The organism is Niveispirillum sp., from assembly GCF_052437035.1.
In the GTDB taxonomy this organism is placed as follows: Bacteria; Pseudomonadota; Alphaproteobacteria; order Azospirillales; family Azospirillaceae; genus Niveispirillum.
The window spans coordinates 83,310-107,237 of record NZ_JBQVOH010000003.1 but is presented as its reverse complement, the minus strand read 5'-3'; the positions used below and the strand labels follow the sequence as shown (position 1 = coordinate 107,237).

Genomic DNA, 23,928 nt, shown 5'->3' with positions numbered 1-23,928 from the left:
GCCCTGGTCAGGCGTCCAGATGAGCGCGGACCAGGGGGGCCACATCCTGGGCATGGAGGCTGAACAGACCACCGGTCCAGGGCAGGTCCATGACCTGGATATTGGGGGCCATGCCACGCGCCCGCGCCGTGACCGGTGACATGCTTTCCTGCGGGTTCAGGATCAAGGTGGGCTGCCGCACCTGTTTCAATCCGCTGGCATAATCATAGGCGAAAGCCGCATCATGACCCCACCCGCGATGCAGCGGGTCGCGGTTCATTTCCCAGAACACCTTCCAGGCCAGATCGTCACCCAACTCATTGCGCATACGGGCGAATTTCGACCAGAGGTCGGGCAGTTGGGCCGCAGCCTGATCCAGGCTTTCGGGATGGCTGCCGGCCAGGCGGACCTTGTAATCGGCAATTTCCTGGGGTGTGAATAGCGGGGCCGAATGAAGGACCAGACGCCGCACAGCACCCGGTCGCTGCCGCGTCAGTTCCACCGCCGTGGCGGAGCCGGTATGGCTGCCGACAAGATCGACTTGTTTGAGGTTAAGCGCATCCATCAGATCGCCCATGGCACCGGCGAAATCGGCGATGGTGGATGGCTGGTGCGGACGGTCCGACAGGCCGTAACCCGGATTGTCAGCGGCAATCACCATTCGGTCGGTGCCCAAAAACGGCAGGAACCGGGTGAAACCCAGGCCCGATCCGGGGGAGGCGTGAAAGCACAGGACCGGCAGCTTGCCCGTCGGCTTTGCCGGTTTGACGAAATGGTAATGGATCACGCCGAAACGGCAGGTGGCCATGTCCTGCTGCACCCCGGCAGGTGCCGAAACCGGGGCCTGTCCCGTCTCCGCCGCCCGCACAGCGTGGCCTGTAACGGATAATCCCGCAGCGGCCATGCCGACCAGCAGATGGCGGCGGTCAACAGCATCGGCAGTCACAGGGCATCTCCATCAGGGCAGGTCCATCCAGACCATGCCTCAGCCACCGGCCACTGGCCCCGGTCAGGCCGGGCCATCACCACTGCGCGGATAAAGCAGGCGGAGCTGCGGTACCATGCCACCGCTGTAAACTGGCCCCATCCGGTCGTTGACCGGCCCCATGGCTTGGGCGCATGGTGCCGCCCCTGACCTGCGCGCGCGGCTGCGCCCGTGGGTTACAGCATCCATGACACCAACGCGCTTAAGCGGAACGAAGGACGGGAACGAACATGGTGAAGACGGTGAAGCTGGCGGTATCGACCGCTGCGGCCATCGCCCTGCTGGTGGGTGCGGCCCACGCCGATGAAGGCATGTGGACCATCGACAATGTGCCGACGGCGGCCATCGCCAAGGCCACCGGCTTCACGCCGGACGCCAAGTGGCTGAAGAAGGCGCAGCTGTCCTATGTGCGTCTGGCCGGCGGCTGCTCCGGCAGCTTCGTGTCGGGTGAAGGTCTGGTGATGACCAATCACCATTGCGTCGCCGACTGCATCGCCGAACTGTCTTCCGCCGACAAGGATTATCAGGCTGACGGCTTCCTGGCCAAGACCCGCCCGGAAGAGAAGAGCTGCGCCGGGATCGAGATCAACCAGCTGGTTGAAATCACCGACGTCACCGCCCAGGTCGAAGCCGCCACCGCCGGCAAGACGGGCCAGGACTTTGCCAATGCCCGCCGTACGGTTCTGGCCGATATCGAAAAGAACTGCGCCGGTGGCGACGCCAAGCTGCGCTGCGACGCCGTGACCCTGTATCAGGGCGGCCGCTATAATCTTTACAAGTACAAGCGCTATCAGGATGTGCGTCTGGCTTTCGCGCCGGAGGCCTCAGCCGCCTCCTTCGGCGGCGATCCCGACAATTTCAACTTCCCGCGCTACGCGCTCGACATGTCGCTGCTGCGCGTTTACGAGGATGGCAAGCCGATCAAGAGTCCCAACCATTTCAAATGGTCGACCGAGGGCAGCAAGGAAGGCGATGCCAGCTTCGTCATCGGCAATCCCGGTTCCACCAGCCGTCTGCGCACCATCGCCGAGTTGGAATTCGTGCGCGACAATGTCGCCCCCTCATTCCTGTTCTTCGCCCAGGAAAAGCGTGGCCGCCTGATCGAGTTTGGCCGCGAGAATGCCGACCGCAACCGCGAAGCCTTTGACGATCTGAACAGCATCGAGAATTCCATCAAGGTCTGGAAGGGCCGCCAGATGGCGCTGGCCGACAAGGAATTCTTTGGTGCCAAGGTGAAGGCCGAGCAGGATCTGCGCGCCAAGATTGCTGCTGACCCGAAGCTGGCCGCCCAGGTCGGTGACGCGTTCGAGCAGATCGAGAAGGCTCAGACCCGTTACGCTCAGCTTTATCAGCGCCTGATCCATCTGGAACGCATGCGCGCCTTCGACAGTGTGCTGGCCATGAATGCCCGTCTGGTGCTGCGCGCCGGGGATGAGCGCCTGCTGCTGTCCGGTCAGCGTCTGCGCGAATATGGCGACAGCCGCCTGCCGGCCCTGAAGCAGCGCCTGTCCAACCCGGCCCCGGTGCATGCCGACCTGGAAGTCGCCCTGCTGACCTTCTCGCTGACCAAGTTCCGCGAGCAGTTCGGCCCCGATGACGCGCTGGTCAAGGCCGTGCTGGGCAAGCAGTCGCCCGATCAGGTGGCGGCCGCCGCCGTGAAGGGCAGCAAGCTGGGTGATCCGGCGGAACGCCTGCGCCTGTTCGAAGGCGGCAAGGCTGCCGTCGATGCCTCTGACGATCCGATGATCAAGTTGATGAAGGTGGTGGACGCCGCCGCCCGCGCGGCCCGCAAGTCCGTGGAAGAGGAAGTGGACGCCGTGGTCGAGCAGGCCCAGGCCCGCATCGCCAAGGCCCGCTTCGCCCTTTATGGCGACAGCGTCTATCCCGACGCCACCCTGTCGCTGCGCCTGTCCTATGGCAAGATGCAGGGCTGGACGGAGCTGGATGGCACCGAGGTCAAGCCCTACACCACCATCGGTGGCCTGTATGAGCGCGACACCGGCGCCTTCCCGTTCGATATGGCCAAGAGCTGGGACGACGCCAAGGGCAAGGTCAATATGGCCACGCCCTATAACGCCGTCTCCACCAACGACATTATCGGCGGTAATTCCGGCTCCGCTGCCATCAATGCCAAGGGCGAGGTGATCGGCCTGGTCTTCGATGGCAATATCCACAGCCTGTCGGGCGATTATGGCTATGAACCCAAGCGTAACCGTACCGTCATGGTCGATGTGCGCGGCATGTCCGAGGCGCTGCGCAATGTTTATGGCGCACAGCATATCGTGAAGGAACTGGGCCTGAAGTAAGGGCCTGGGGGCTTCGTCCTGTGCAAAAAGGCCGCCGGGAGCGATCCCGGCGGCCTTTGAGCATTAGGAGAGCCCGCCAGCCCGCATCAGTGCTTGCGCTTCTTCTGCTTGTCCTTCTGTACCTCGTTCACCACGACACCGGCGCCGGCGCCCGCAAGGCCACCCAGGGCGGCGCTGCCAAGGCTGCCACCCAGGACCGCACCGGTACCGGCACCGATCAGGGCGCCACTGGCGGCGCGTTCCTGCATGTTGCTGCCGCACGCAGCCAGGGTGAAGGTCAAGGTAAGAGCGGCAATTCCGGCCTTGGCATAGGCAATCGACATAATCTTCTCCATCGTAAGTGGCGGATGAAGGATGAACATCGTCGCCCGCCCGCTTGTTCCCACGCATCCACCCCATGTCACCGCGTCATGGCAAAGGCTTCCAGGCACAAGGCACCTTCGGACGGCGGGGATTTTCTCAATGAAATCAATGTGTTTGTAAATAAGGTATTATAATACCGTTTTACAGGCCATTGCATCTGCTGCATTTTTTGCTTGCGGCGGCGGGTGATGGGCGGTACATCACCATCCGCTTCGGTGCCAGCCCGGTGGTTGGCGCCTTCATCCGTATAAGCCCGAGTGCTCCGATGAAGACCTTTAACCTGAAGCCGTCCGAGATCGAGAAGAACTGGATTCTGATCGATGCGGAAGGCGTTGTCCTGGGTCGTCTCGCCAGCCAGATCGCCCTGATCCTGCGCGGCAAGACCAAGCCCACCTATACCCCGTTCCTGGATTGCGGTGACAATGTCATCGTCATCAATGCCGACAAGGTTGCCCTGACCGGCAACAAGCGGAACGATGCCATGTTCTACTGGCACACCGGCTTCCCGGGCGGCATCAAGGGCCGTTCCGCTGGTCAGATCCTGGATGGCCGCTTCCCCGAGCGCGTCGTCATCAAGGCCGTTGAACGCATGATCAAGCGCAGCCCGCTGGGCCGCCGCCAGATGGGCAACCTGCGCGTTTACGCTGGTGCCGAGCATCCGCACGCCGCGCAGTCGCCGGTGGTGCTGGACCTCGCCGCCAAGAACGCCAAGAACAAGCGGAGCGCCTGATAAATGGCCACGATCAACAGCCTCGCTGACCTGAAGGCCGGCGCTGCCGCCTCCGTCGCCGCTGAACCGGCCGGTCCGGTCGAGCCCAAGCTCGACGCTTTCGGTCGCGCTTATGCCACCGGCAAGCGCAAGAACGCCGTTGCCCGCGTCTGGGTGAAGCCCGGCACCGGCAAGATCACCGTGAATGGCCGTGAGCTGGCAGTTTATTTCGCCCGCCCCGTGCTGCGCATGATGATCAACCAGCCGTTCCAGATCACCAGCCGCATCGAGCAGTTCGACATCGTCGCCACCGTTTCCGGTGGTGGTCTGTCGGGCCAGGCCGGTGCACTGCGTCACGGCATCTCCAAGGCCCTGACCTACTTCGAGCCGGGCCTGCGTCCGCCGCTGAAGGCCGCTGGCCTGCTGACCCGCGATAGCCGCGTGGTCGAGCGTAAGAAGTACGGTAAGGCCAAGGCCCGCCGCAGCTTCCAGTTCTCCAAGCGCTAATCACGCTTGGCCCCGGTTCGCCGGGCTCAGTACGGAGAAAGGGCGTTCCCCAGGTGGGAACGCCCTTTTTCTTTTGCCTGGGGTTTGTCGTGTGATTCACGGTTTAGATGATTTCATTTAAACCGATCACACTCCAGTGGATGCAAGGCGGCCTTGCGGGATGACAGCCAGTGGTCAAAGCGCTGTTGGCAACCGAACCAAGGCGTCCCCATGGTCTTCCGCCGCCTGCCACGCAGCCGGCGCCAGATTGGATATCTTCTGGGCCAGCTTTGCGGCTGTTGCCTGTTCCCCGTTGATCAGGCTGGTTTCGATGGCAGCCGCCAGATGCTGCACCTGCCGCAGCCCCAGATTGCCGGCCAGGGAGATCATGGAATGCGCCTCACGCCGCAATTCCTCCCAACCGCCATTTTGCGCCAGGCTGCCCATCCGCGCCGTACGTTCACGCCCTGTTGCCACGAATTTCGTGACCAGATCGGCAAATTCCGGACCGTCGGTAAAGGCCAGCAACCCGTCCATGACCGTCTTGTCGATGACGGGATAAGCAAAGAAATCCATCAAGTTCTCCGAAGGGGGCGGGGCAATGGCGGGGTCAGGGGTTTCCCGCATGCCGCACCAATGCGCCGCCGTACGCAGCAATTCCAGGGGCTCATAGGGTTTGGAAACGTAATCGTCCATGCCGGCTTCCAGATAGCTCTCGCGCATGCCGACCATGGCGTTGGCCGTCATGGCGATGATGGGCGTCCGGGGCTTGCCTGTCTGGCCTTCCTGCGTACGGATCATGCGCGTCGCCTCGATCCCGTCCATGCCAGGCATCTGAACATCCATCAGGATCAGATCGTATCGGCTGGCCTCCGCCGCCACGATGGCTTCCATGCCGTCATCCACCAGATCGACGCCATAGCCATCCCGCTCAAGGATAAGGCGGGCAACGTTGCGGTTGACGGAATTGTCATCCACCACCAGCACACGCCGCCCCTTGCCACGACCGGCATCCAGACTGGTGCCCATGTCCGGCATCGGGCCTGATGCGGGCGCGAACAGGCGGCCCAGAACCTCCTTCAGATTCTGCGGGCGTATCGGCTTGACCATAACGGCATCAAAATTCTCCGCCGCCGGATCGCCGGGATCCGGCTTGCCGGCAGAGGTGACAAGCACAAGTTTGATACCGGCAAAGCTGGGATGACCGCGCAACCAGGCGCCCAGCGTCTCGCCCGTCATGCCCGGCATGGCCTGATCGATCAGGATCAGCTTGGGACAGGTGCCTTCACGCAGGGCGCGTTCCAGGTCGGCCAAGGCCGCCGGCGCGCCATTGGCCACGGCGACCTTCATGCCCAGCCGTTCCAGCTGACGCGACAGGATGCGGCGGTCCGTGTCCGTATCGTCAACGACAAGGGCACGCCGATCACGCAGCCATTCATCCATGCGGGCCGAATCCGGGGGGGGCGCCGCAGCGTCAGGCAGCGGAACCGTGAAGCAGAAGCGGCTGCCCTCCCCGCTTTTGCTCTCAACCGTGATGTCGCCCCCCATCAGCTGCACAAGCTGACGGCAGATAGTAAGGCCAAGGCCGGTCCCACCGAAGCGGCGGGTGATGGAATTATCCGCCTGAGTGAATTTCTGGAACAGCCGTCCGACCTGTTCAGCACTCATGCCGATGCCGGTGTCACTAACGGCGAATTGCAGCGGCGTCACCCCGCCCGGCGCGTCATTGGCGGCCGCGACATGGATGGCGACCTGCCCCTCGCTGGTGAATTTCACGGCGTTGCCCGCCAGATTAAGCAGAATCTGACGCAGACGCGGAGGGTCGCCGCGATAGGCCCTGTTGACGGTAGGATCGATATGGACCGTCAGGGCGATGCCCTTCTCCTGGGCGCGGGGTGTTAGAAGCGCGACAACGCCATCCACGATCTCATCCAGCGCGAAATCAATGCTCTCCAGTTCCAGCTTGCCGGCTTCCAGCTTCGAAACATCCAGGATGTCATTGATGACATAGAGAAGGGCATCCGCGCTTTCCCGGATCGTTTCGGCAAAGCCCCGCTGCTCCGGCGTCAGGGCTGTGTCCAGCAGAAGCGCTGTCATGCCCACGATGCCGTTCATCGGCGTTCGAACCTCATGGCTCATATTCGCCAGGAATTCCGACTTGGCCTGATTGGCGCGTTCCGCTTCGCCGCGCGCGGCTTCGGCCGCTTCCGCTGCGGCTTCGGCGATGCGGCGGGACCGGTCCAGATCGGCGGCGAGCGCCTGGAGACTTTGCGCCTGTTCGCCCATGCGGTCGCGCGCCGCGCGCAATTCCTGTTCCTGGGTGACGCGGTCACCGACATCGCGGGTGGCCGAAACGATACGCTGTCCCGCCAGCGCATCCGCCGCCAGGGCAAAGGCCGTCTCCACCCAGATCCATTGGCCATCGCCATGGCGCAGCCGATAGGTCACGGGCGCGCAGGGCATGCCCGCGATCAGGATGGACAGGGCACGCTCCAGCACCGCCCGTTCGTCCGGGTGAACGCGGTCCTGCGGGGTGGACCCAATCAGTTGTTCGGGCGCATAGCCCAGCATCCAGCTGGCCGTGGGTGAGACATAGATATAAGTGCCATCCAGCGTGTGCAGTGCCACCACGTCACTGCCCTGTTCCGACAGCAGGCGGTATTGGGCATCGCGGGTGGCCAGTTCCGCCGTCTGCCGTTGCAGACCGGCGGCCATATCGTTGATGGCGGCGGCCAGGGTTCCGATCTCTCCCGGTCCCGCAACGGCACGCAGGCTCAATTCTCCACGACCCAACCTCTGCACTGTGCCAATCAGATCGCGCAACGGGTTCAGGACAGCCTGCGTCAGGCCCAGATAAAGAGCCATGACCGACAGGACGGCCAAGGCAAATAGCAGGCCCATATTGCGCTGGAACTGCCCCACGGCCAACGACAGAACCTCGTCTCGGGGATAGGAGACGATGATGCGGATACCGCTGTTCAGCGACACGAAACCCATCAGCCGCGGAACCTCGTCCAGTTCTTCACCGATCCAGGTGCCCTGATCGCTGGTCATGGCCGCCTGCGCGAAGGGTGCATGCGCCATCGAAACACCGTCTATCCCCGACATGGCGGGATAGCGGGCCAGGACCACACCATCGCGATCCAGCGCGGTCAGCGTGGCGCCGGGTGCCGCCGCCAATGTCCGGGCCGCCAGACCATCCAGCCAGTCGAGGAGCATACCGGCAAGCGCCACGCCCGACACCTGCCGATCCTCCACAACAATCGGCTGGGCATAGACCATCACGGGGCGGCCCGAGGCGCGTGACCGGAGATAACCGCTGCTTGCCGGGCGAACCTTTGTCAGCGCCTCTTTGAAATAAGCGCGATCGGACAGGTTGATCTCTTCATCATCGGAGGCGGTCGAACACAGGATCGACCCGTCGGGCCGGGCGACAAAGATGTTGGAAACCCAAGGCTGGGTCCCCTTCAGCGTTTGCAGTGAACGGGCACAGTCCGCCGGTGCCTCGCGCGAGATGCGGGTGGCCGCAACCCCCACCAGACGCTGCAGGCTGGTCAGAAGCTCTGCCTGCTGCGTGGCGGCGAAGCGGGCAATGTCCTGTGCCCGGTTCAATGCTTGCTGCTGCGCCTCGTGCCGGCGCGATTGATATTCCAGAAGCATCAACCCGGACGCGGCCATGATGACCACGACCAGCAAAAGGACCAACCGTCCCCTCAATGACAGCAACCGTAACCGCATCGGGCGTTCGTTCCACGAAATCCGCCGGCACCCTTGGCCGCGCGTTGAGCACAGAATACGCGTGCTGGATCGGAAACAGAACGGACCGCAGCGACCGATGGCAAGTGCATTGGGATAGTGCACGGCTGTGGCCCATCCTTAACCCACTCCATCCATTTCAGAAGGCCGCCACCGAACGGCAAGTTGCGTCCACCGCGAATTGTTCGTTCGTGCTTTTAACCTTTCCGATGTCGCATAAATATGGATACTCCCATGAACGGCTTGTGGGCGGGGGTATTGGTGCGCGTTGAGATTCTGGGTTTATGCTTCACGAACGCCGAGGGTGCTGCTACGGGTCACAACCTTTGGCTGGTTGCGCTATCCTACCTGACCGCCGCTTTTGCTTCCTTCGTCGCCCTGGATATGGCCGAACGGCTGCGTCATTCGGACGGAAGCTGGCGCTGGGCCTGGCATGGCGCAGCGTCAATGGCACTGGGTGGCGGCATCTGGTCCATGCATTTCCTGGGTATGCTGGCCTTCGATACAGAGGCCGCAGTCGGTTTCCATACAGGATTGACCATCCTGTCCTTGGTGGTGCCCATTGCGGTGGTGGCGCTTGGCCTGTGGCTGGTCAGCGGCGGCATCGGGCCGGCGCGGCTGTTGCCGGCAGGCGCGATTGTGGGCATGGGCGTCGTGGTCATGCACTATACCGGCATGGCGGCACTGCTGCTGCCAGGCTCCATCGCCTATGAACCCGGCCTCTTCACGCTGTCCGTCGTGATCGCCCTGGTGGCCGCGACGGTTGCGCTCTGGCTGGCCCTGACGCCGCATCGTTTCAGTTTGCGCGTGGCGGCGGCCCTTGTCATGGGCGTTGCCATCTGCGGCATGCATTATACGGGGATGGGCGCCCTTGTCGTCACCATCGACCCGACCCTGCCGCCTGCATCCGAAGGCATCCCGCGGACCGTCCTGGCCGCCGCCATCGCCGCCGCCACCTATGGCCTGCTGGTTCTGGCCCTGGTGGCCGGGATCGCCGACCGCCGCATTTCCGCCGCCGCCGCGCGTGAAGCCGAACAGCTACGCCGGTCCTTCCAGGCTTTGGGAGAGGAGATGCAGGTCCGCCGCCGCATCGAGGCGGAGTTGGAGCAATCCAAGGTCGCCCTGGAACAGCGTGTGGCCGAACGCACCCTGGATCTGGAGGAAGCCCGCGCCCGCGCGGAGGCCGCCAGTCAGGCCAAGTCCGAATTCCTGGCCAGCATGAGCCACGAATTGCGCACGCCCCTGAACTCCATCATGGGGTTCGCGCAGTTGCTGCTCTATAACCGTGCCCGTGAACCACTGACCGTCAAGCAGGAACGCGCCGCCGTTCAGATTGAGAAGGCCGGCACCCATCTGCTGCGTCTGATCGACGAAGTCCTGGATCTGGCCAAGGTCGAGGCCGGTCGGCTGTCCATGTCGCTGGAGCCTGTCGATGCGGCAGCGGTCGCGCGCGATGTAGCCAGCAACATGCAGCCCGTCGCCGACGGCGCCGGCATCACCCTGTCCCTTGATATCAAGACGGAGAGCGCCACCGTTTATGCCGACCGGACGCGGCTGGTGCAGGTGTTGAGCAACCTCACCTCCAACGCCATAAAATATAACCGTGCCAATGGCCGGGTTATCCTGTCCGTCGTGCCCGGAACCGATGGCCGTATATCTGTTTCCGTGACCGATACCGGCCTGGGCATCCCCGCCGACCGTCTCAATCAGCTGTTCCAGCCCTTCAACCGTCTGGGACGCGAGCATGGCACGGTTGAGGGCACGGGTATCGGCCTCACCATCTGCCAGCGCCTGGTCCAGGCCATGGGGGGTGTGATCCTGGTGGACAGTACGGAAGGACGGGGCAGCAGGTTCCATTTCGACCTGCCCGCCGCCGCCCCGGTCGTCGCCCTGGAAAACACCCGGACCGCCGCCCTGACCGGCAACAGTGCCGATAGGGAGCGCACGATGCTGTATGTGGAGGATAATCCCGCCAACATTCAGCTGATGCGTGACCTGATCGACAGCCTGGGCGGCTTCCACCTGCTGGTGGCCGCCGATCCCGGATCGGGATTGCAGCTGGCGCGGTCCCATCTGCCCGACATCATCATTCTGGATATCAACCTGCCGGGTATGGATGGGTTCGAAGTGCTGGCCCGGCTGCGTGCCGATCCGGCCACTTCAGGCATCCCTGCCCTCGCCCTGTCGGCCAACGCCCTGCCCCGGGAGGTTGAGCGGGGGGTGGCCGCCGGTTTCCACCGCTATCTGACGAAGCCATTGCGCGTGCCGGAGTTCCTGTCGGCCGTTGACGAGGCGCTGGCAAGAAGGGCCGCCTGAGCATGAATGTCGCTGCCGTTGCAGCCCCTTCCACGATGGAAGATGAACAGCGCCTCGCCCATATCCTGGTCGTCGATGACATGCCCGCGAATGTGGAGCTGCTTCTGGGCATGCTGGACATGGCGGGTTTTGAGAATGTCAGTTCCACCATGGACCCGTTCGAGGGGCTGGCCATCGCGGAACGCAATGTGCCGGACCTCGTGCTGCTGGATTACCGCATGCCGGGACTGGACGGTCCCGGCTTCATTGGCCGGCTGAAGGCCATCCTGGGGTCGCAAACGCCGCCCGTGCTGATGGTAACGGCGCAGAATGACGAGGCGTCGCGCCGCCGCGCGCTGGATGCCGGGGCCCGCGACTATGTGACAAAACCCTATGCGTTCTGGGAACTGGAGGCGCGGTCGCGCAATCTTCTGGAACTGCATCTGCTGAACAAGGCGCAGCGGCGGCAGACGGAGGTACTGGAACGACTGGTGCGCGAACGCACGGCAGAACTGGAGCGGACGCGCGCTGAGATCATCACCCGCCTGTGTTCCGCCGGGGAGTTCCGGGACGAGGATACGGGCCAGCATGTCACCCGCATCGGTCGCATGTCCGGCGTCATGGCGGAACTGGCCGGCCTGCCACCCGCCCTGTGCGCCAAGATCGCAGCGGCGGCACCGCTGCACGATATCGGCAAGATCGGCATTCCCGACCGCGTCCTGCTGAAACCGGGCCGGCTGGATGAGAATGAATGGGTCATCATGAAGACCCATGCCCGCATCGGTGAGCAATTGCTGGCCGGCAGCGGGCTGGCATTGCTGGATTTGGCGTCGGAGATTGCCGGCACACACCATGAAAAATGGGACGGAAGCGGCTATCCCCTGGGCCTGGCCGGGGGAGACATTCCCCTCAGCGGGCGGATCGTTGCCATCTGCGACGTGTTCGACGCCCTGCTGTCGGCGCGACCCTATAAGCAACCCTGGAAGGTGGAAGACGTGCTGGCCCATCTGGACCAGATTGCCGGCAGCCACCTGGACCCCGCGCTGACGCGCTTGTTCATCGATAACATCGATCGGATGCTGGCCATCCGTGCCGAACTGATGGATTGAGGGTGGGGGCTTACGCCCCCAGATGCTGCACCAGGATCTTGGTGCCCAGCAGCATCAAGCCGGCCCCGCCGATCCCGACCGCCCAGCGCCCCAGCAGCGGGCCAACGGCCCGGCCCAGCATCACGCCCACCGTCGAGAGGCCGAATGTCACCAGCCCGATGACGAGGGCCGACGCCAGGATCGGTTCATCGAAGAAGGCCAGGGGCACGCCGATGGCCAGGGCATCGACCGAGGTCGCAAACCCGGCCATGAACAGGGCGGAGAGGGTGAGCGTCATGCCACCGGCACCGTTCCCTTCATCATCCCCGCCCTTCCATGCCTCCCACACCATGCGTCCGCCGACCACGGACAGCAGGACAAAGGCAATCCAGTGATCCACGGCGGCGACGATATCGGCAAAGGCCATGCCCAGCGCAAAGCCGATCAACGGCATGACCATCTGAAACGCGCCGAAGACGGCACCGACGGTCAAGGCCTGGCTCATATTGGGACGACGCAGGGCAGCGCCCTTGCCCAAGGCGGCAGCAAACGCATCCATGGCCAGACTAAGGGCCAGGGCGAAGGTCGTGGTGGCGATCAAGGCAATGACTCCGGGGACGACTGAGCAACGATGAACGCAATCCACCCCCGGTCCCGGGAAGGGCGATTGCGCCATCGGTCTCGTCGAACGGGCCTGCTGGCCAGTCGTCCGCGCCATGGAGCGAACCCCAAGTCTGTTGACACGGACACCACCAGGCAATTGCACCGGCGGCGGACTACTCCCCAATTGACGGGGGCGGTATAGGGCGGGCAACCATGTCCCGTCAAGCGGTCAGAACCGCACACCCGGTCTGAAGGCGCGGAGGCGGATGGTCAATCATCGCCACCTGTCGCCAATGCCGCCCGCGCAGGATCGGTCACCGGCTGTTCCTGTCCCTTATCATCACGGGGCAGCAGCATGGCCGACAGCAGGACCAGAGCCGACAGCACCGCCAGGGTAGCAAACACCATCTCCGGACCCGCAGAATGACCATAGGCCCAGGCCACAAGCTGTACGGCCAGCGGCGCCATGCCAAAGCTCAACACGAATTTGGAGCCATAGGCGATGCCGCGGTATTTCGCGGGCGTGAAGCGGGCCAACAGCAGGTTTTCCGCCGGGATCTGCACATTCATCAAGGTGACCAGAAGGGCCGCCAGGAACACCGACGACCAGCCCATGAACTGCATCACCACCAAATAGAAGGGCACCTGCAGGAAGGCACAGCCCATATAGAGCCATTTTACGGGGAAGCGGTCAGCCAGGACCCCGCCCAGAAACTGCGGAATGGCACCGGCCAGAAAGACCAGGGTGACCAGACCGCCGACGCCAACCACGCTGCCCGACATGTCGGCCCCCACTGCCTGCTCAAACCATTTCGGTGCCACGGTCAGCAGTGACTGGAAGATCATGCCGCCGCACATCATGGTGACGGACATGATAAGGAAGGCACGCACGATCTCGCGGCGCGTCGGCGCCTGGCTTTTCACCATGTCCGGCCTTGCGGTCAACGATCTGCCCGCGCGCGATGTGATATGCCAGCGCCGCGCCAAACAGCAAGGAGATCACGCCCGGCACCAGAAAGGCCGAATGCCAGCCCCACAGCGCCGTCAGGCCGCCGGCCACGACCCCGCCGCCGGCCACACCGATGCTGCCGAAAATGCCCAGGATACCCATGGACCGCCCACGATTCTCCGCGTTCTTCATGGTCCAGGAGATGCCGACCGGGTGATAGATCGACCCGCCCAGGCCCAGTATGGCCAGCGCCCACATCATCTGATCCGGTGTATCGGACAAGCCCGCCGCAAGGGCGCCCAGACCCGACAGGGCGAACATCAGCACCATCATCTTTGCATCCGACCAGCGGTCACCCAACCAGCCGGCAATCGGCGCGCCCAGCCCGACCAGCAGCGACCCGAAGGTCCACAGCTTGATCAGGTCCTGATAATCGGTCTGCCATTCCCGCGTCAGCTCCAGCACGACGGTCAGGTACAGCACCGTCATGATATGCATCGTGGAATGGCCGATATTGGAATAGGCCAGCGACAGGTGGGCGGAACGGCGGCTGTCCGTCATCACATTGTTTCCTCATCGACGGGCATGGCCACGCCGGCGCTTTCCCGCACCAGCCAGTTCAGATAATCGGGCGTGCCATCGCTGACCGGCAGGGCGATGATGCAGGGAACATCATAGGGGTGCAGGGCCTTGACCCGTGCCGCCAGCGCCGCAAAGCCCGCCGTGCAGCATTTCAGGATCAGCACCGTTTCCGCCGCCTGCGCCAGTTTTCCCTGCCAGCGATAGAGTGATTCCATTCCCGGCAGGATGTTGGCACAGGCCGCCAGACCGCCGGCGACCACATCACGGGCAATAGCACGCGCGATGTCCGGGTCGGGCGTGGTCACATAAACAAGGCGGATTTCCGCGTCCATCCCTTGGATTTCCTATATGTTTAGGCCTGGATGCTAGCCCAGACGCCGGCCTCCGTCGCGCGCAGCGGCAAGGTCGCAGACCCGCGCTTTGGGCAAGGCAGACCGGAAAACGCATTTTTCCTGATACAACCGTTGCATCCCCCAAATGTGGTGGCTATAGTCCGCGCCCGAACGACGGACGGCCCAAACCGACCGGCGTTCATCGAGAGGTCGGAGCGTGGCGCAGCCTGGTAGCGCACTAGACTGGGGGTCTAGGGGTCGCAGGTTCGAATCCTGTCGCTCCGACCATTCTCTCGAAGCCCGATCAAGGGCTTACGCGAAAAGCCGCCGTCAGACATGACGGCGGCTTTCGTGCTTTCTGGTCCCAGTGCGGGACGGATTGGTATCCCGCCGCTCGGACGGCGACGGCGTTCATGATATCCTTTGCGCATGGCGGCGCAGACGTCCGCCTTTCAGACGCAAGGGGACGGACCATGACGGCGGCCAAGAACACCATCTGCATCTGGTACGACAGGGACGCGGAGGAAGCGGCACATTTCTATGCCTCACTGTTCCCCGACAGTGCCGTAACGGCCATACACCGCGCGCCCAGCGATTATCCGTCCGGCAAGGCCGGGGACGTGCTGACGGTGGAGTTCACGGTGGCAGGCATCCCCTGTCTGGGTCTGAACGGCGGGCCGGCCTTCAAACATTGCGAGGCTTTTTCGTTCCAGATCACCACTGACGATCAAGAGGAAACCGACCGGTACTGGAACGCCATTGTGGGCAATGGCGGCCAGGAAAGTGCCTGTGGCTGGTGTAAGGACAAGTGGGGCATTTCATGGCAGATCACCCCCCACACCCTGACCGCGGCACTGGCCGCCGGCGGTGATGAGGCGAAGCGGGCATTCGAAGCCATGATGGCGATGTCGAAGATCGATATCGCCATCATCGATGCGGCACGGCGCGGCTGACGCCCCCGTCAATCCTATCGCGGTGACCAGCCCCCTACCGGTACCGTCAAGGTGCCCGGCAGGGCGGCCATGACATCGGCCCAGGAGACATATTTGAAATTGGTGGCCTTCGGGTCCCCGCTCATGCCGTTCAGGTCATCATTGTACCCGTCCTGCACCATCAGCAGGCCGTTGGGATAGCCAGGCAAGGGGATGGAGACCAGTTCGGCCCCGTCGCATTCCTGCCCGGCATCAATGGCGCCATTGGCGGTCAGCCTGAAACTGCCCAGATACCGGTTCTGCCCGCCCCGTTCGAAGATCGCGAAACTGTCATCCAGGCCACCATTGTCCGAATGACCGCCATCGCCATGCGCATCACCCTGGCTGGACGCGATCAGGTAGCCGGTACCATCAGCCCCACGATAGAGCGCCAGACCTTCGACATCGCGGGCCACCTTGCTGTCGGGATTGTTGAACGGGCTTTTCACCGATCCGCGCGTTTCATAGAAGGGCTTGTCGTCGGCCTTGCCGGTGGTCAGGTTGACGCGCCACAGGCCCACATCCTCCTGGCCTGCGAACAGGATGCCGGCTTCGGCGTCCACTACCAGCCCCTCGAACTGCGGTGACCAATCCTGTTCGGGATCGGTATCATGCTCCGCCCACAAATCCTGGCCCTTGTGGCTGGTGGCAAAATCCCAGTGGCGGGCGCGTTCATGGCCCACGGTCCCGTCGGGCTTCACGACCAGACGCTGTTCGGCCAGCCGCGCTGCCTTGCGCTGCGCCACCACGGCTCGCACCTCCCCCGTTGCCTTGTCCTGCCACAGGGTCAGGCCATAGGCGCTGACCTGATCTGCCACAGGGTTGTCGATCTCGCTTTTCCCATCCTGTGACAGGCGGGTGGGGAAGACCGGACCCTGGTTCGGATCGCTGACATCGGTCAGCGGGGCATCCGGGTTGGCCGGATCAATGGCCCAGACCACCAGACGGTCGCGGCCCCGGTCGCTGGCGACCGCAATGTCGATGGTGGAACCGTCGGCACGCTTCAGCCCATAGGCCACATCGATATTGTTATAGCGGCCATCCGGCTGCGCATCGATCCGCTGCACCAGCTTGCCAGCCAAATCATAGACCCGCAGCCCCGATCCCTTCACCGCCGCGATGACCAGGCTTTTGGCGGGATCCGTGGGATGCAGCCAGAAGGATGGATCATCGGCATCACCGGTCTGCACGCTGTCCGGCAGACCGGGGGCGGTTTCCGCCACCGGCTTGACCAGGGGAAGACTGGCCGTCGCCATCGGGACAGCCGGCTTCTCCTGCCCGCAGGCGGAGAGCAGCAGCAGGGCTGCAATCGGGATCAGGGCACGCATGGTCTTTGTCTCCCATTCCTTGAGGATTTTTGTAAGGGAAAGCCCCCCTGCCATGGGGGTTGGCCCAGGATGCGGGCTTAGCGCATCGTCGGGATCACAAAGCTCTGGTCCACAACCGCGCCCTGGCGGCGGGGCCAACGCTGGGTCACGGTCTTGGTGCGGGTGAAGAAACGGATGCCGTCGATGCCATACTGGTTCAGGTCACCGAAACCCGACCGTTTCCAGCCGCCGAAGCTGTGATAGGCGACGGGCACCGGGATCGGCACATTGATGCCGACCATGCCGATCTCCACCTGATCGGCGAATTCGCGGGCCGCATCGCCATTGGCGGTAAAGATCGCGACACCGTTTCCGTATGCGTGCCGGGTCGGCAGGCTGATGGCCTCGGCAAAGCTGTCGGCACGCACGATCTGCAGCACGGGGCCAAAGATTTCATCGCGATAGGCCTGCATGTCGGCCTTCACATGATCGAACAGGGTGGGACCCAGGAAATAGCCTTCCTCATGGCCCTGCAGGCTCAATCCCCGCCCGTCGACCACCAGATCGGCCCCTTCCTCCACCCCCATCGCGATATAGCGTTCGATGCGGGCCTTGTGCTGGGCCGTGACAACGGGGCCGTAATGGGCCTGTTCATCGGTGGAAACGCCGACGCGCAGGCCGCCGATGGCCGCCACCAGCTTGTCGCGCAGGGCCAGGGCCGTGCGTTCGCCGACCGGCACCACCACGGGCAGGGCCATGCAGCGTTCCCCGGCGGAGCCATAGGCGGCGCCGATGATATCGGCCACGGCCTGATCCAGATCGGCGTCGGGCAGAACGATGCCATGGTTCTTGGCCCCGCCCATGCACTGCATGCGCTTGCCGGCAGCCGAACCGCGATTGTAGACGGAATGGGCAATATCGCTGGACCCGACAAAGCTGACGGCGCGGATGGTTGGGTGATCCAGAATGCCTTCCACCACCTCCTTGTCGCCCTGCACCACATTGACGATGCCGGGCGGGAGCCCCGCCTCCATCAGCAGTTCGGCCAGCCGGACCGGTACCGACGGGTCGCGTTCCGACGGCTTCAGGATGAAGGCATTGCCCGCCGCCACCGCCGGCCCCAGCATCCAGAGCGGGATCATGGCCGGAAAATTAAACGGCGTGATGCCGGCCACCACGCCCAGCGGCTGGCGCATCGAATAGACATCGATGCCCGGCCCTGCACCCTGGGTATAATCACCCTTCAGCAGATGCGGGATGCCGCAGACGAACTCAATCACCTCCAGCCCGCGCTGAATATCGCCCTTGGCATCGGCGATGACCTTGCCATGTTCGGACGACAGAAGATGCGCCAGCTCATCCATGTGCTTTTCAAGCAGATGCTTGAAATTGAACATGACACGCGCCCGGCGCTGCGGGTTCATGGCGGCCCAGGCCGGCTGCGCGCGGGCAGCAGAGGCAATGGCCGCGTCCAGTTCACCGCCGCTGGCCAATGCCACACGGGCTTGCACCTGCCCGGAATTGGGATCGAACACATCGGCGTAACGGCCCGACCGTCCGGGCAGGCGCTGCCCATCGATGAAATGCGAGATCTCGCGCATCGTTCATGTTCCTGATTTGACGGGAAACGGCGATTCAGCGCGGTCCCGTGATCCATTCATGGGCGGGGTCATTGTGGAAACGCCATTTGCGCTCCGGCCCCGCCATCACATTCAGGTAATAAAGATCATAGCCATGGGGGGCACCGACGGGATGGTACCCGCGCGGTACCATCACCACATCGCCATCCTCCACGCACACCGTCTCATCCAGCGACCGGTCGTCGGTATAGACACGCTGGAACGCGAAGCCCTGGGGCGGGTTCAGGCGGTGGTAATAGGTTTCCTCCAGCAGCGTTTCCTGCTCCCGCGCCGTATCATGCTTGTGCGGGGGATAGCTGGACCAATGGCCGCCGGGCGTGACCACCTCCACCACCAGCAGGCTGTCGGCGGGTTCGCCCTCGGGCAGGATGTTGCGCACATGGCGAGTGTTGGTGCCCTGACCGCGTACCTCCCGCCCCATGCGGGCCGGTTCGATCAGCCGAGCATCACCACCGGGCCGGCCGGGTGCCGAACAGACAGCCAGTTCGACCGGACCCTCCGCTGTAACGGTGTAGGGCGCCCCGGCGGGGATATAGGCGGCACCAGGGGCGGCATCGACAAACGGGCTTTCGCGTCCGCCGGTCAGGCCCAGATCGACCTCTCCCGCCACAATGCGCGCCGTACCGGCCACCAGCACCAGACAGATTTCCCGCTCGGGTTCATGACCCGACACACTCTGTCCCGGTGCCAACCGGTGCAGGGCAAAACCGACATGGCCCCAGCCCGCGCTTTCCGGCGTCACCGACAGGGTGCGGCCATCGGCATCGGGGGCCGTGGGGCGGACACGCAGCCGGCTCATGCCCACCTCCCCACCACATTCAGGCCCGCCGCCGCTGCGGCCTCGGCCAAGGTGCGGATACCGATGCGGCCATACTGGGCCGGCGGGGCGATGGCAGGGTCCTGCTCCGCCTCCACAATCACCCAGCCGCTATAGCCGATATCGGCCAGGGTGCGCATGACAGCGCCGAAATCGATGCTGCCGTCACCCGGCACGGTGAACATGCCGGCCAGAACACCATCCAGGAAGCTCATCCCCGTTTCGCGTACCCGGGCAAAGACATCGTTGCGCACATCCTTGCAATGGACATGGGCCACGCGTTCGGGATGGTCGCGCAGCAGGGCCAGCGGATCGACACCGCCCAGCACGGCATGGCCGGTATCCACGGTCAGGCCGACGCTGGGGCCCGTATGGCGCAGGAAGGCATCCAGATCGGCTGGCCGTTCAACCACCGTGCCCAGATGGTGGTGATAGGCCATGCGCATGCCCTGGCCCTTCAGATAATCCGACACGGCGGTCAGCCGCGCACCGAACTGCGCCCATTCGGCCTCCGTCAGGGACGGTGTGTCGTTCAGGGGGATTTCCTTGCGGCAATGGATGGCGTTGCTGGTCTCGGCAAAGACAAAGACATCGGTGCCCAGCGCCTTCAACAGGGCCAGATGCGGCTGAAGCGCCGCGATCTCCGCCTCTGCATCCTGGGTCAGCAGATTGCCGCTGTACCAGCCACCGACGAGATTAAGATCGTAGCCGCCCAGCAGGTCACGAAGGGCGGCGGGATCGCGCGGAAACCGCCCGCCCAGTTCGATCCCGGTGAACCCGATCTCGGCCGTGTCCGACAGGACCGTGGAGAGCGGGGTATCGCCGCCCAGTTCGGGCATGTCGTCATTGATCCAGGCAATGGGGCTAACGCCGAAACGGATGCTCATGATCACAGACCTTCATTGATCTTGGTTTGATAGGCGGCGCGCGCCTGGCGCACCTGCTCACGCGATGATGTCTCCGGCACGGCCACATCCCACCAGGCCCCGCCGCCGGCATCGGACGGGCGCGGGTCGGTGTCGATCACGATCACCGTGCTGCGGTCGGCCTTGCGCGCGCGGGCCAGGGCCGCTTCCAGTTCGGCGATATCCGACACCTTTTCCGCGATGGCACCCAGGCTGGCGGCGTGGGCGGCGAAATCAATGCGGGGCATGTCCCGGTGGCGGGCATCGGCCAGCAGGTTGTTAAAGGGCGCACCACCCGTTGCCGCCTGCAACCGGTTGATACAGCCGAAACCACGATTATCCAGCAAGGTGATGATCAGCTTGGTTCCCAGCATGACCGACACGGCAAGTTCGGAATTCATCATCAGGTAGGAACCGTCGCCCACCATGACATGCACGGGCCGATCCGGCTGTGCCATGGCCGCGCCGACACCGCCGGCGATTTCGTACCCCATGCAGGAATAGCCATATTCCATATGGTATCCGCCGGGCCGATGCACGCGCCACAGCTTGTGCAAGTCACCCGGCAGGCCACCGGCGGCACAGACCATGATGGCGTCATCGGCGGCGGACCGCTGTACCGCGCCGATCACCTGTGCATCGGTGGGCAGGCCGGCACCGGCGGGCGGGGCGGTAACGCTTTCGACCTGTGCATCCCAGGCCGCGCGGGCATCGCTCAGCGACGCTACCCAGCCGGCGGGTGCGGTCCAACCCGACAGACCCGTCATCAACCGTTCCAGAACCCGGCCCGCATCACCCACCACCGGCAGGGCGCCATGCTTATGGGCGTCGAAGGCGGCGACATTCACCTGCACCAGATCACGACCCTGATTATGGATCAGGCGGCGCGAACCGGTGGTGAAATCGGCCAGACGCGTGCCGATGCCAATGATCAGGTCGGCCGCATCCGCCGCCTTGTTCGCCGCCTCGCTGCCCGTCACACCGATGGCGCCCAGATTGGCCGGATGGTCCCAGGGCAAGGCGCCCTTGCCGGCCTGCGTCTCCGCTACCGGTACGCTGGTCGCACGGGCGAAATCCGCCAATATCCCCGCCGCCCCGGCATAATGCACCCCGCCGCCGGCGATGATCAGGGGCCGTTCGGCCTTGGCCAACCGGTCGCGCAGCAGCGACAGTTCGCGCGGGTCCGGTTCCACCCGCCGGAAATGCCAGACGCGTTCCTCAAAGAAGCGTTCGGGCCAGTCATAGGCTTCGGCCTGCGTATCCTGACAGAAGGCCAGCGTCACCGGCCCGCAATCCGCCGGATCGGTCAGCACCGCCATGGCGCGGGGCAGCGCGTCCAGCAGCTGTTCCGGTCGCACGATGCGGTCGAAATAGCGGCTGACGGGCCGGAAGCAATCGTTGGCCGATACGGTGCCGTCGCCAAAATCCTCCACCTGCTGCAACACCGGGTCGGGCCGCCGGCTGGCGAAGACATCACCGGGCAGGAACAGCACCGGCAGGCGGTTGACATGGGCCAGCGCCGCCGCGGTCACCATGTTGGTGGCGCCGGGGCCAATGGAACTGGTGCAGACCATGGCCCGGCGGCGGTTGCTAGCCTTGGCAAAGGCGATGGCGGCATGGGCCATGCCCTGTTCATTATGCGCGCGGTAGGTGGGCAGGGCGTCGCCGATGCCGTGCAATGCCTCCCCCAGGCCGGCAACATTGCCATGGCCGAAGATGGCCCAGACCCCGGCGAAGAAGGGGACAGGTCCCCCTTCCCCTTCCACCCTCTGCGCCGCCAGCCAGCGTATCGTGGCCTGGGCAGCGGTCAGTCGGATCGTTTTCATGTGGCCATCCCCAATTCACGCGCATTCCGCCAGGCCGTGACCAGCCGCGTCAGCTTTCCGGCCAGCGCCGTGACCGCCTGTTCATCATCAATGCTGCGCGTCAGCCAAAGGCGGGCCACATCGTGGAAAATGGTGCGACCCACGGCGAAACCCTTCACCTGTGGGAAGGAGGCCGCCACCTGGAAGGACGCGACCAGTTCCTCCTCCGGTGCCGACAGGCCCAGCAGGACGATACCCCGGCACAGCGGATCATTCTGTTCCACCACCTGGGAGATCTTGCCCCAGGCCGCAGCATCCTCCACCGGTTCCAGCTTCCACCAGTCGGGCCGCACACCCAGGTCATAGAAGCGCTGCACCGCGCGGGCGATGGTGTCGCTGTCCACGGTACTGCCGGGCGGGGCAATCACCTCCAGCAGCAGTTCGTGCCGTGTCTTGCGGCAGGCATCGAACAGGCGCAGCACCTGCCGTTCCTGGCGTTCGCGCAGGTCGGCGGGATCATCGGGATGGTAGAAGACCAGGCATTTGACGACATGGTTCAGCGGCCATTCGGCAATTTCCGTCGCCACATCCGCACTGCTTTCAAAGGCGAGCGGACGGGATTTCGGCTCCTCAATGGGCCGGCCGATCCAGTAGGGGAAGTCACCCGCCCGCGCCAGCGCATCGAACCCGAACCGCCCGTCCAGCAGCACACCAAAGCGCGGGTCACCCCCCGCCACGCGGTCCAGCGCCGACAGGGCCAAATTCTTGAAGGCCGGAACAAGACCGATATCCACGCCCAGTTCGGCTGCCAGATCTTCAAACTGGCTGCGGTGGTCCACGGCCAGGACGGTCAGTTCCGGATAGGTGCCCTGACGCGTGGTGGCCCAATGCACGTGCTCAAGGTCCTTATCCTCGCGCAGGCGGAACGGGCGGTCTTCATCGGCCAGGAAATGCTGCAACTCCGTCCAGGTTGGCATGGCCGGCGCACAGCCATGGCGCGACACCACGACGGCCCCGCAGGCATTGCCCAACTCACAACATTGCTCCAGGGGCAGATCACGCAACCAGCCGCGCAGGAACCCGGCCATGAAGGCATCGCCCGCGCCCAGCACATTATAGACCTCCACCGGGAAGCCGCGCGCACCGACGCCATCATCCAGGCTGTCGGGGATGGCGCCGGGAAAGGCCACACAGCCCATGGGGCCGCGCTTGGCCACCAGCAGGGCGTCGGTCTTTTCCCGGATGGCGCGCAGGCAAGCGATGGTGTCAGTGCTGCCGCCCAAGATATGCACCTCCTCCTCCGTCCCGATGATCAGATCGCAGAGCGGCAGCACCTCCTGCAAACTGTCGGTGACAGCCTGTGCGGCGACGAACCGATTTTCGCCGGCGTCGCGGCCCGTCAGGCCCCAGAGCACGGGGCGGTAATCGATATCGAACACAACGCGCCCACCAGTCGCCCGCACGGCGCGGGTGGCCTTCAGGCTGGCGGCCCGCACGCCGGGCTGCGACAGATGGGTGCCGTTGATCAGCACCGACCGCGCACGGGCCACCAGTTCCAGATCTACATCCTCGGGCACCAGCGCCATATCGGCGCAGTTCTCCCGATAGAAAATCAGCGGGAAATTCTCCCGGTCGCGGATGCCCAGGATGACTAGGGCGGTCAGGCGGGCCGGATCGGTGATCACGCCCTTGGTGTTCACCCCTTCCCGCGCCAACTGTTCGGCAATGAAACGCCCCATATGGTCGGCGCCGACACGGGTCAGCAGACCTGTGCGCAAACCCAGGCGAGCACCGCCCACGGCAGTGTTGGTCGGGCTGCCACCGACATATTTGGCGAAGGAGGCCATATCCTCCAATCGCCCACCGACCTGCTGGCCGTAAAGGTCGACGCTGGACCGGCCAATGGCCAGAAGGTCCAGGGTCTGTTGATCCTGAGAGGGCATTCAACACTCCCCATGCGTGTCGCGGGGGCCCGTTCACCGGGCCGTCAATTCCGTCTCCATAGCTATGGCGTTTCATCGTAGAATGCAATGGAAATTTCATTCCATTT

The 23,928-nt window shown here is 64.1% G+C and carries 19 protein-coding genes and 1 tRNA gene; 7 read left to right on the top strand and 13 right to left on the bottom strand.

Annotated features, from left to right (window positions below):
- Nucleotides 1-7 precede the first annotated feature (7 nt).
- Nucleotides 8-925: an alpha/beta fold hydrolase gene (locus tag ACT6Q8_RS09770; RefSeq protein WP_054166295.1), complete on the bottom strand. Its 918-nt coding sequence runs from the start codon at nucleotides 923-925 to the stop codon at nucleotides 8-10.
- A gap of 269 nt (nucleotides 926-1,194) precedes the next feature.
- Here ACT6Q8_RS09770 and ACT6Q8_RS09765 point away from each other — a divergent pair, with 269 nt between their 5' ends.
- Nucleotides 1,195-3,270, top strand: a complete 2,076-nt coding sequence (locus tag ACT6Q8_RS09765) for a S46 family peptidase (RefSeq protein ID WP_444732364.1) — start codon at nucleotides 1,195-1,197, stop codon at nucleotides 3,268-3,270.
- Between the two features lie 86 nt (nucleotides 3,271-3,356).
- Here the strand turns inward: ACT6Q8_RS09765 and ACT6Q8_RS09760 are convergent, their stop codons facing one another.
- A complete protein-coding gene (locus ACT6Q8_RS09760) occupies nucleotides 3,357-3,593 on the bottom strand; it encodes a hypothetical protein (RefSeq protein WP_444732365.1) in 237 nt (78 codons plus the stop codon).
- 305 nt (nucleotides 3,594-3,898) lie between these two features.
- On the opposite strand from ACT6Q8_RS09760, the gene rplM reads away from it, so the two are divergent.
- Nucleotides 3,899-4,363, top strand: coding sequence for a 50S ribosomal protein L13 (gene rplM, locus ACT6Q8_RS09755; protein ID WP_054166572.1), 465 nt, complete (start codon nucleotides 3,899-3,901; stop codon nucleotides 4,361-4,363).
- 3 nt (nucleotides 4,364-4,366) lie between these two features.
- On the top strand, nucleotides 4,367-4,849 hold the full coding sequence (gene rpsI, locus ACT6Q8_RS09750; RefSeq protein WP_054166293.1) for a 30S ribosomal protein S9: 483 nt from the start codon (nucleotides 4,367-4,369) through the stop codon (nucleotides 4,847-4,849).
- Between the two features lie 174 nt (nucleotides 4,850-5,023).
- Here rpsI and ACT6Q8_RS09745 read toward each other — a convergent pair whose 3' ends face one another.
- Nucleotides 5,024-8,566: a response regulator gene (locus ACT6Q8_RS09745; RefSeq protein ID WP_444739375.1), complete on the bottom strand. Its 3,543-nt coding sequence runs from the start codon at nucleotides 8,564-8,566 to the stop codon at nucleotides 5,024-5,026.
- A 252-nt stretch (nucleotides 8,567-8,818) separates the two neighbouring features.
- Here ACT6Q8_RS09745 and ACT6Q8_RS09740 point away from each other — a divergent pair, with 252 nt between their 5' ends.
- Entirely contained in the window at nucleotides 8,819-10,900 is a 2,082-nt protein-coding gene (locus ACT6Q8_RS09740) for an MHYT domain-containing protein (RefSeq protein WP_444732367.1), read from the top strand.
- Between the two features lie 2 nt (nucleotides 10,901-10,902).
- Nucleotides 10,903-11,988 carry an HD domain-containing phosphohydrolase gene (locus ACT6Q8_RS09735; RefSeq protein ID WP_444732368.1) on the top strand — a complete coding sequence of 362 codons (1,086 nt, stop codon included), beginning with the start codon at nucleotides 10,903-10,905 and terminating at the stop codon, nucleotides 11,986-11,988.
- Between the two features lie 10 nt (nucleotides 11,989-11,998).
- Here the strand turns inward: ACT6Q8_RS09735 and ACT6Q8_RS09730 are convergent, their stop codons facing one another.
- The 4 genes from ACT6Q8_RS09730 to cutA all read right to left on the bottom strand — a co-directional run bounded on the left by ACT6Q8_RS09730 (nucleotide 11,999) and on the right by cutA (nucleotide 14,433).
- The gene (locus ACT6Q8_RS09730; protein WP_444732369.1) at nucleotides 11,999-12,568 is read right to left on the bottom strand and encodes a manganese efflux pump MntP; all 570 of its coding nucleotides are present in this window, start codon (nucleotides 12,566-12,568) and stop codon (nucleotides 11,999-12,001) included.
- A 272-nt stretch (nucleotides 12,569-12,840) separates the two neighbouring features.
- A complete protein-coding gene (locus tag ACT6Q8_RS09725) occupies nucleotides 12,841-13,416 on the bottom strand; it encodes an MFS transporter (RefSeq protein ID WP_444732370.1) in 576 nt (191 codons plus the stop codon).
- On the bottom strand, nucleotides 13,373-14,080 hold the full coding sequence (locus tag ACT6Q8_RS09720; RefSeq protein ID WP_444732371.1) for an MFS transporter: 708 nt from the start codon (nucleotides 14,078-14,080) through the stop codon (nucleotides 13,373-13,375). Before ACT6Q8_RS09720 ends, ACT6Q8_RS09725 begins: the two co-directional genes overlap by 44 nt.
- Nucleotides 14,080-14,433, bottom strand: coding sequence for a divalent-cation tolerance protein CutA (cutA, locus tag ACT6Q8_RS09715; protein ID WP_444732372.1), 354 nt, complete (start codon nucleotides 14,431-14,433; stop codon nucleotides 14,080-14,082). Before cutA ends, ACT6Q8_RS09720 begins: the two co-directional genes overlap by 1 nt.
- A 211-nt stretch (nucleotides 14,434-14,644) precedes the next feature.
- Between cutA and ACT6Q8_RS09710 the strand changes: the two genes are divergently transcribed.
- Nucleotides 14,645-14,721, top strand: a tRNA-Pro gene (locus ACT6Q8_RS09710).
- 185 nt (nucleotides 14,722-14,906) lie between these two features.
- Nucleotides 14,907-15,386: a VOC family protein gene (locus ACT6Q8_RS09705; RefSeq protein WP_444732373.1), complete on the top strand. Its 480-nt coding sequence runs from the start codon at nucleotides 14,907-14,909 to the stop codon at nucleotides 15,384-15,386.
- 14 nt (nucleotides 15,387-15,400) lie between these two features.
- On the opposite strand, the gene ACT6Q8_RS09700 is transcribed toward ACT6Q8_RS09705, so the two are convergent.
- The 6 genes from ACT6Q8_RS09700 to ACT6Q8_RS09675 all read right to left on the bottom strand — a co-directional run bounded on the left by ACT6Q8_RS09700 (nucleotide 15,401) and on the right by ACT6Q8_RS09675 (nucleotide 23,821).
- The gene (locus ACT6Q8_RS09700) at nucleotides 15,401-16,732 is read right to left on the bottom strand and encodes a phytase (protein ID WP_444732374.1); all 1,332 of its coding nucleotides are present in this window, start codon (nucleotides 16,730-16,732) and stop codon (nucleotides 15,401-15,403) included.
- A 77-nt stretch (nucleotides 16,733-16,809) separates the two neighbouring features.
- Nucleotides 16,810-18,312, bottom strand: coding sequence for a CoA-acylating methylmalonate-semialdehyde dehydrogenase (locus tag ACT6Q8_RS09695; protein ID WP_444732375.1), 1,503 nt, complete (start codon nucleotides 18,310-18,312; stop codon nucleotides 16,810-16,812).
- Nucleotides 18,313-18,346: 34 nt separating this feature from the next.
- Nucleotides 18,347-19,150 (bottom strand): 5-deoxy-glucuronate isomerase, encoded by an 804-nt coding sequence (iolB, locus tag ACT6Q8_RS09690; protein WP_444732376.1) that lies wholly within the window; start codon nucleotides 19,148-19,150, stop codon nucleotides 18,347-18,349.
- Nucleotides 19,147-20,055 (bottom strand): myo-inosose-2 dehydratase, encoded by a 909-nt coding sequence (iolE, locus tag ACT6Q8_RS09685; RefSeq protein WP_444732377.1) that lies wholly within the window; start codon nucleotides 20,053-20,055, stop codon nucleotides 19,147-19,149. The genes iolB and iolE overlap by 4 nt, the downstream gene beginning before the upstream one ends.
- Before the next feature lie 2 nt (nucleotides 20,056-20,057).
- On the bottom strand, nucleotides 20,058-21,899 hold the full coding sequence (gene iolD / locus ACT6Q8_RS09680) for a 3D-(3,5/4)-trihydroxycyclohexane-1,2-dione acylhydrolase (decyclizing) (RefSeq protein WP_444732378.1): 1,842 nt from the start codon (nucleotides 21,897-21,899) through the stop codon (nucleotides 20,058-20,060).
- Nucleotides 21,896-23,821: a bifunctional 5-dehydro-2-deoxygluconokinase/5-dehydro-2-deoxyphosphogluconate aldolase gene (locus ACT6Q8_RS09675; protein WP_444732379.1), complete on the bottom strand. Its 1,926-nt coding sequence runs from the start codon at nucleotides 23,819-23,821 to the stop codon at nucleotides 21,896-21,898. Before ACT6Q8_RS09675 ends, iolD begins: the two co-directional genes overlap by 4 nt.
- Nucleotides 23,822-23,928 lie beyond the last annotated feature (107 nt).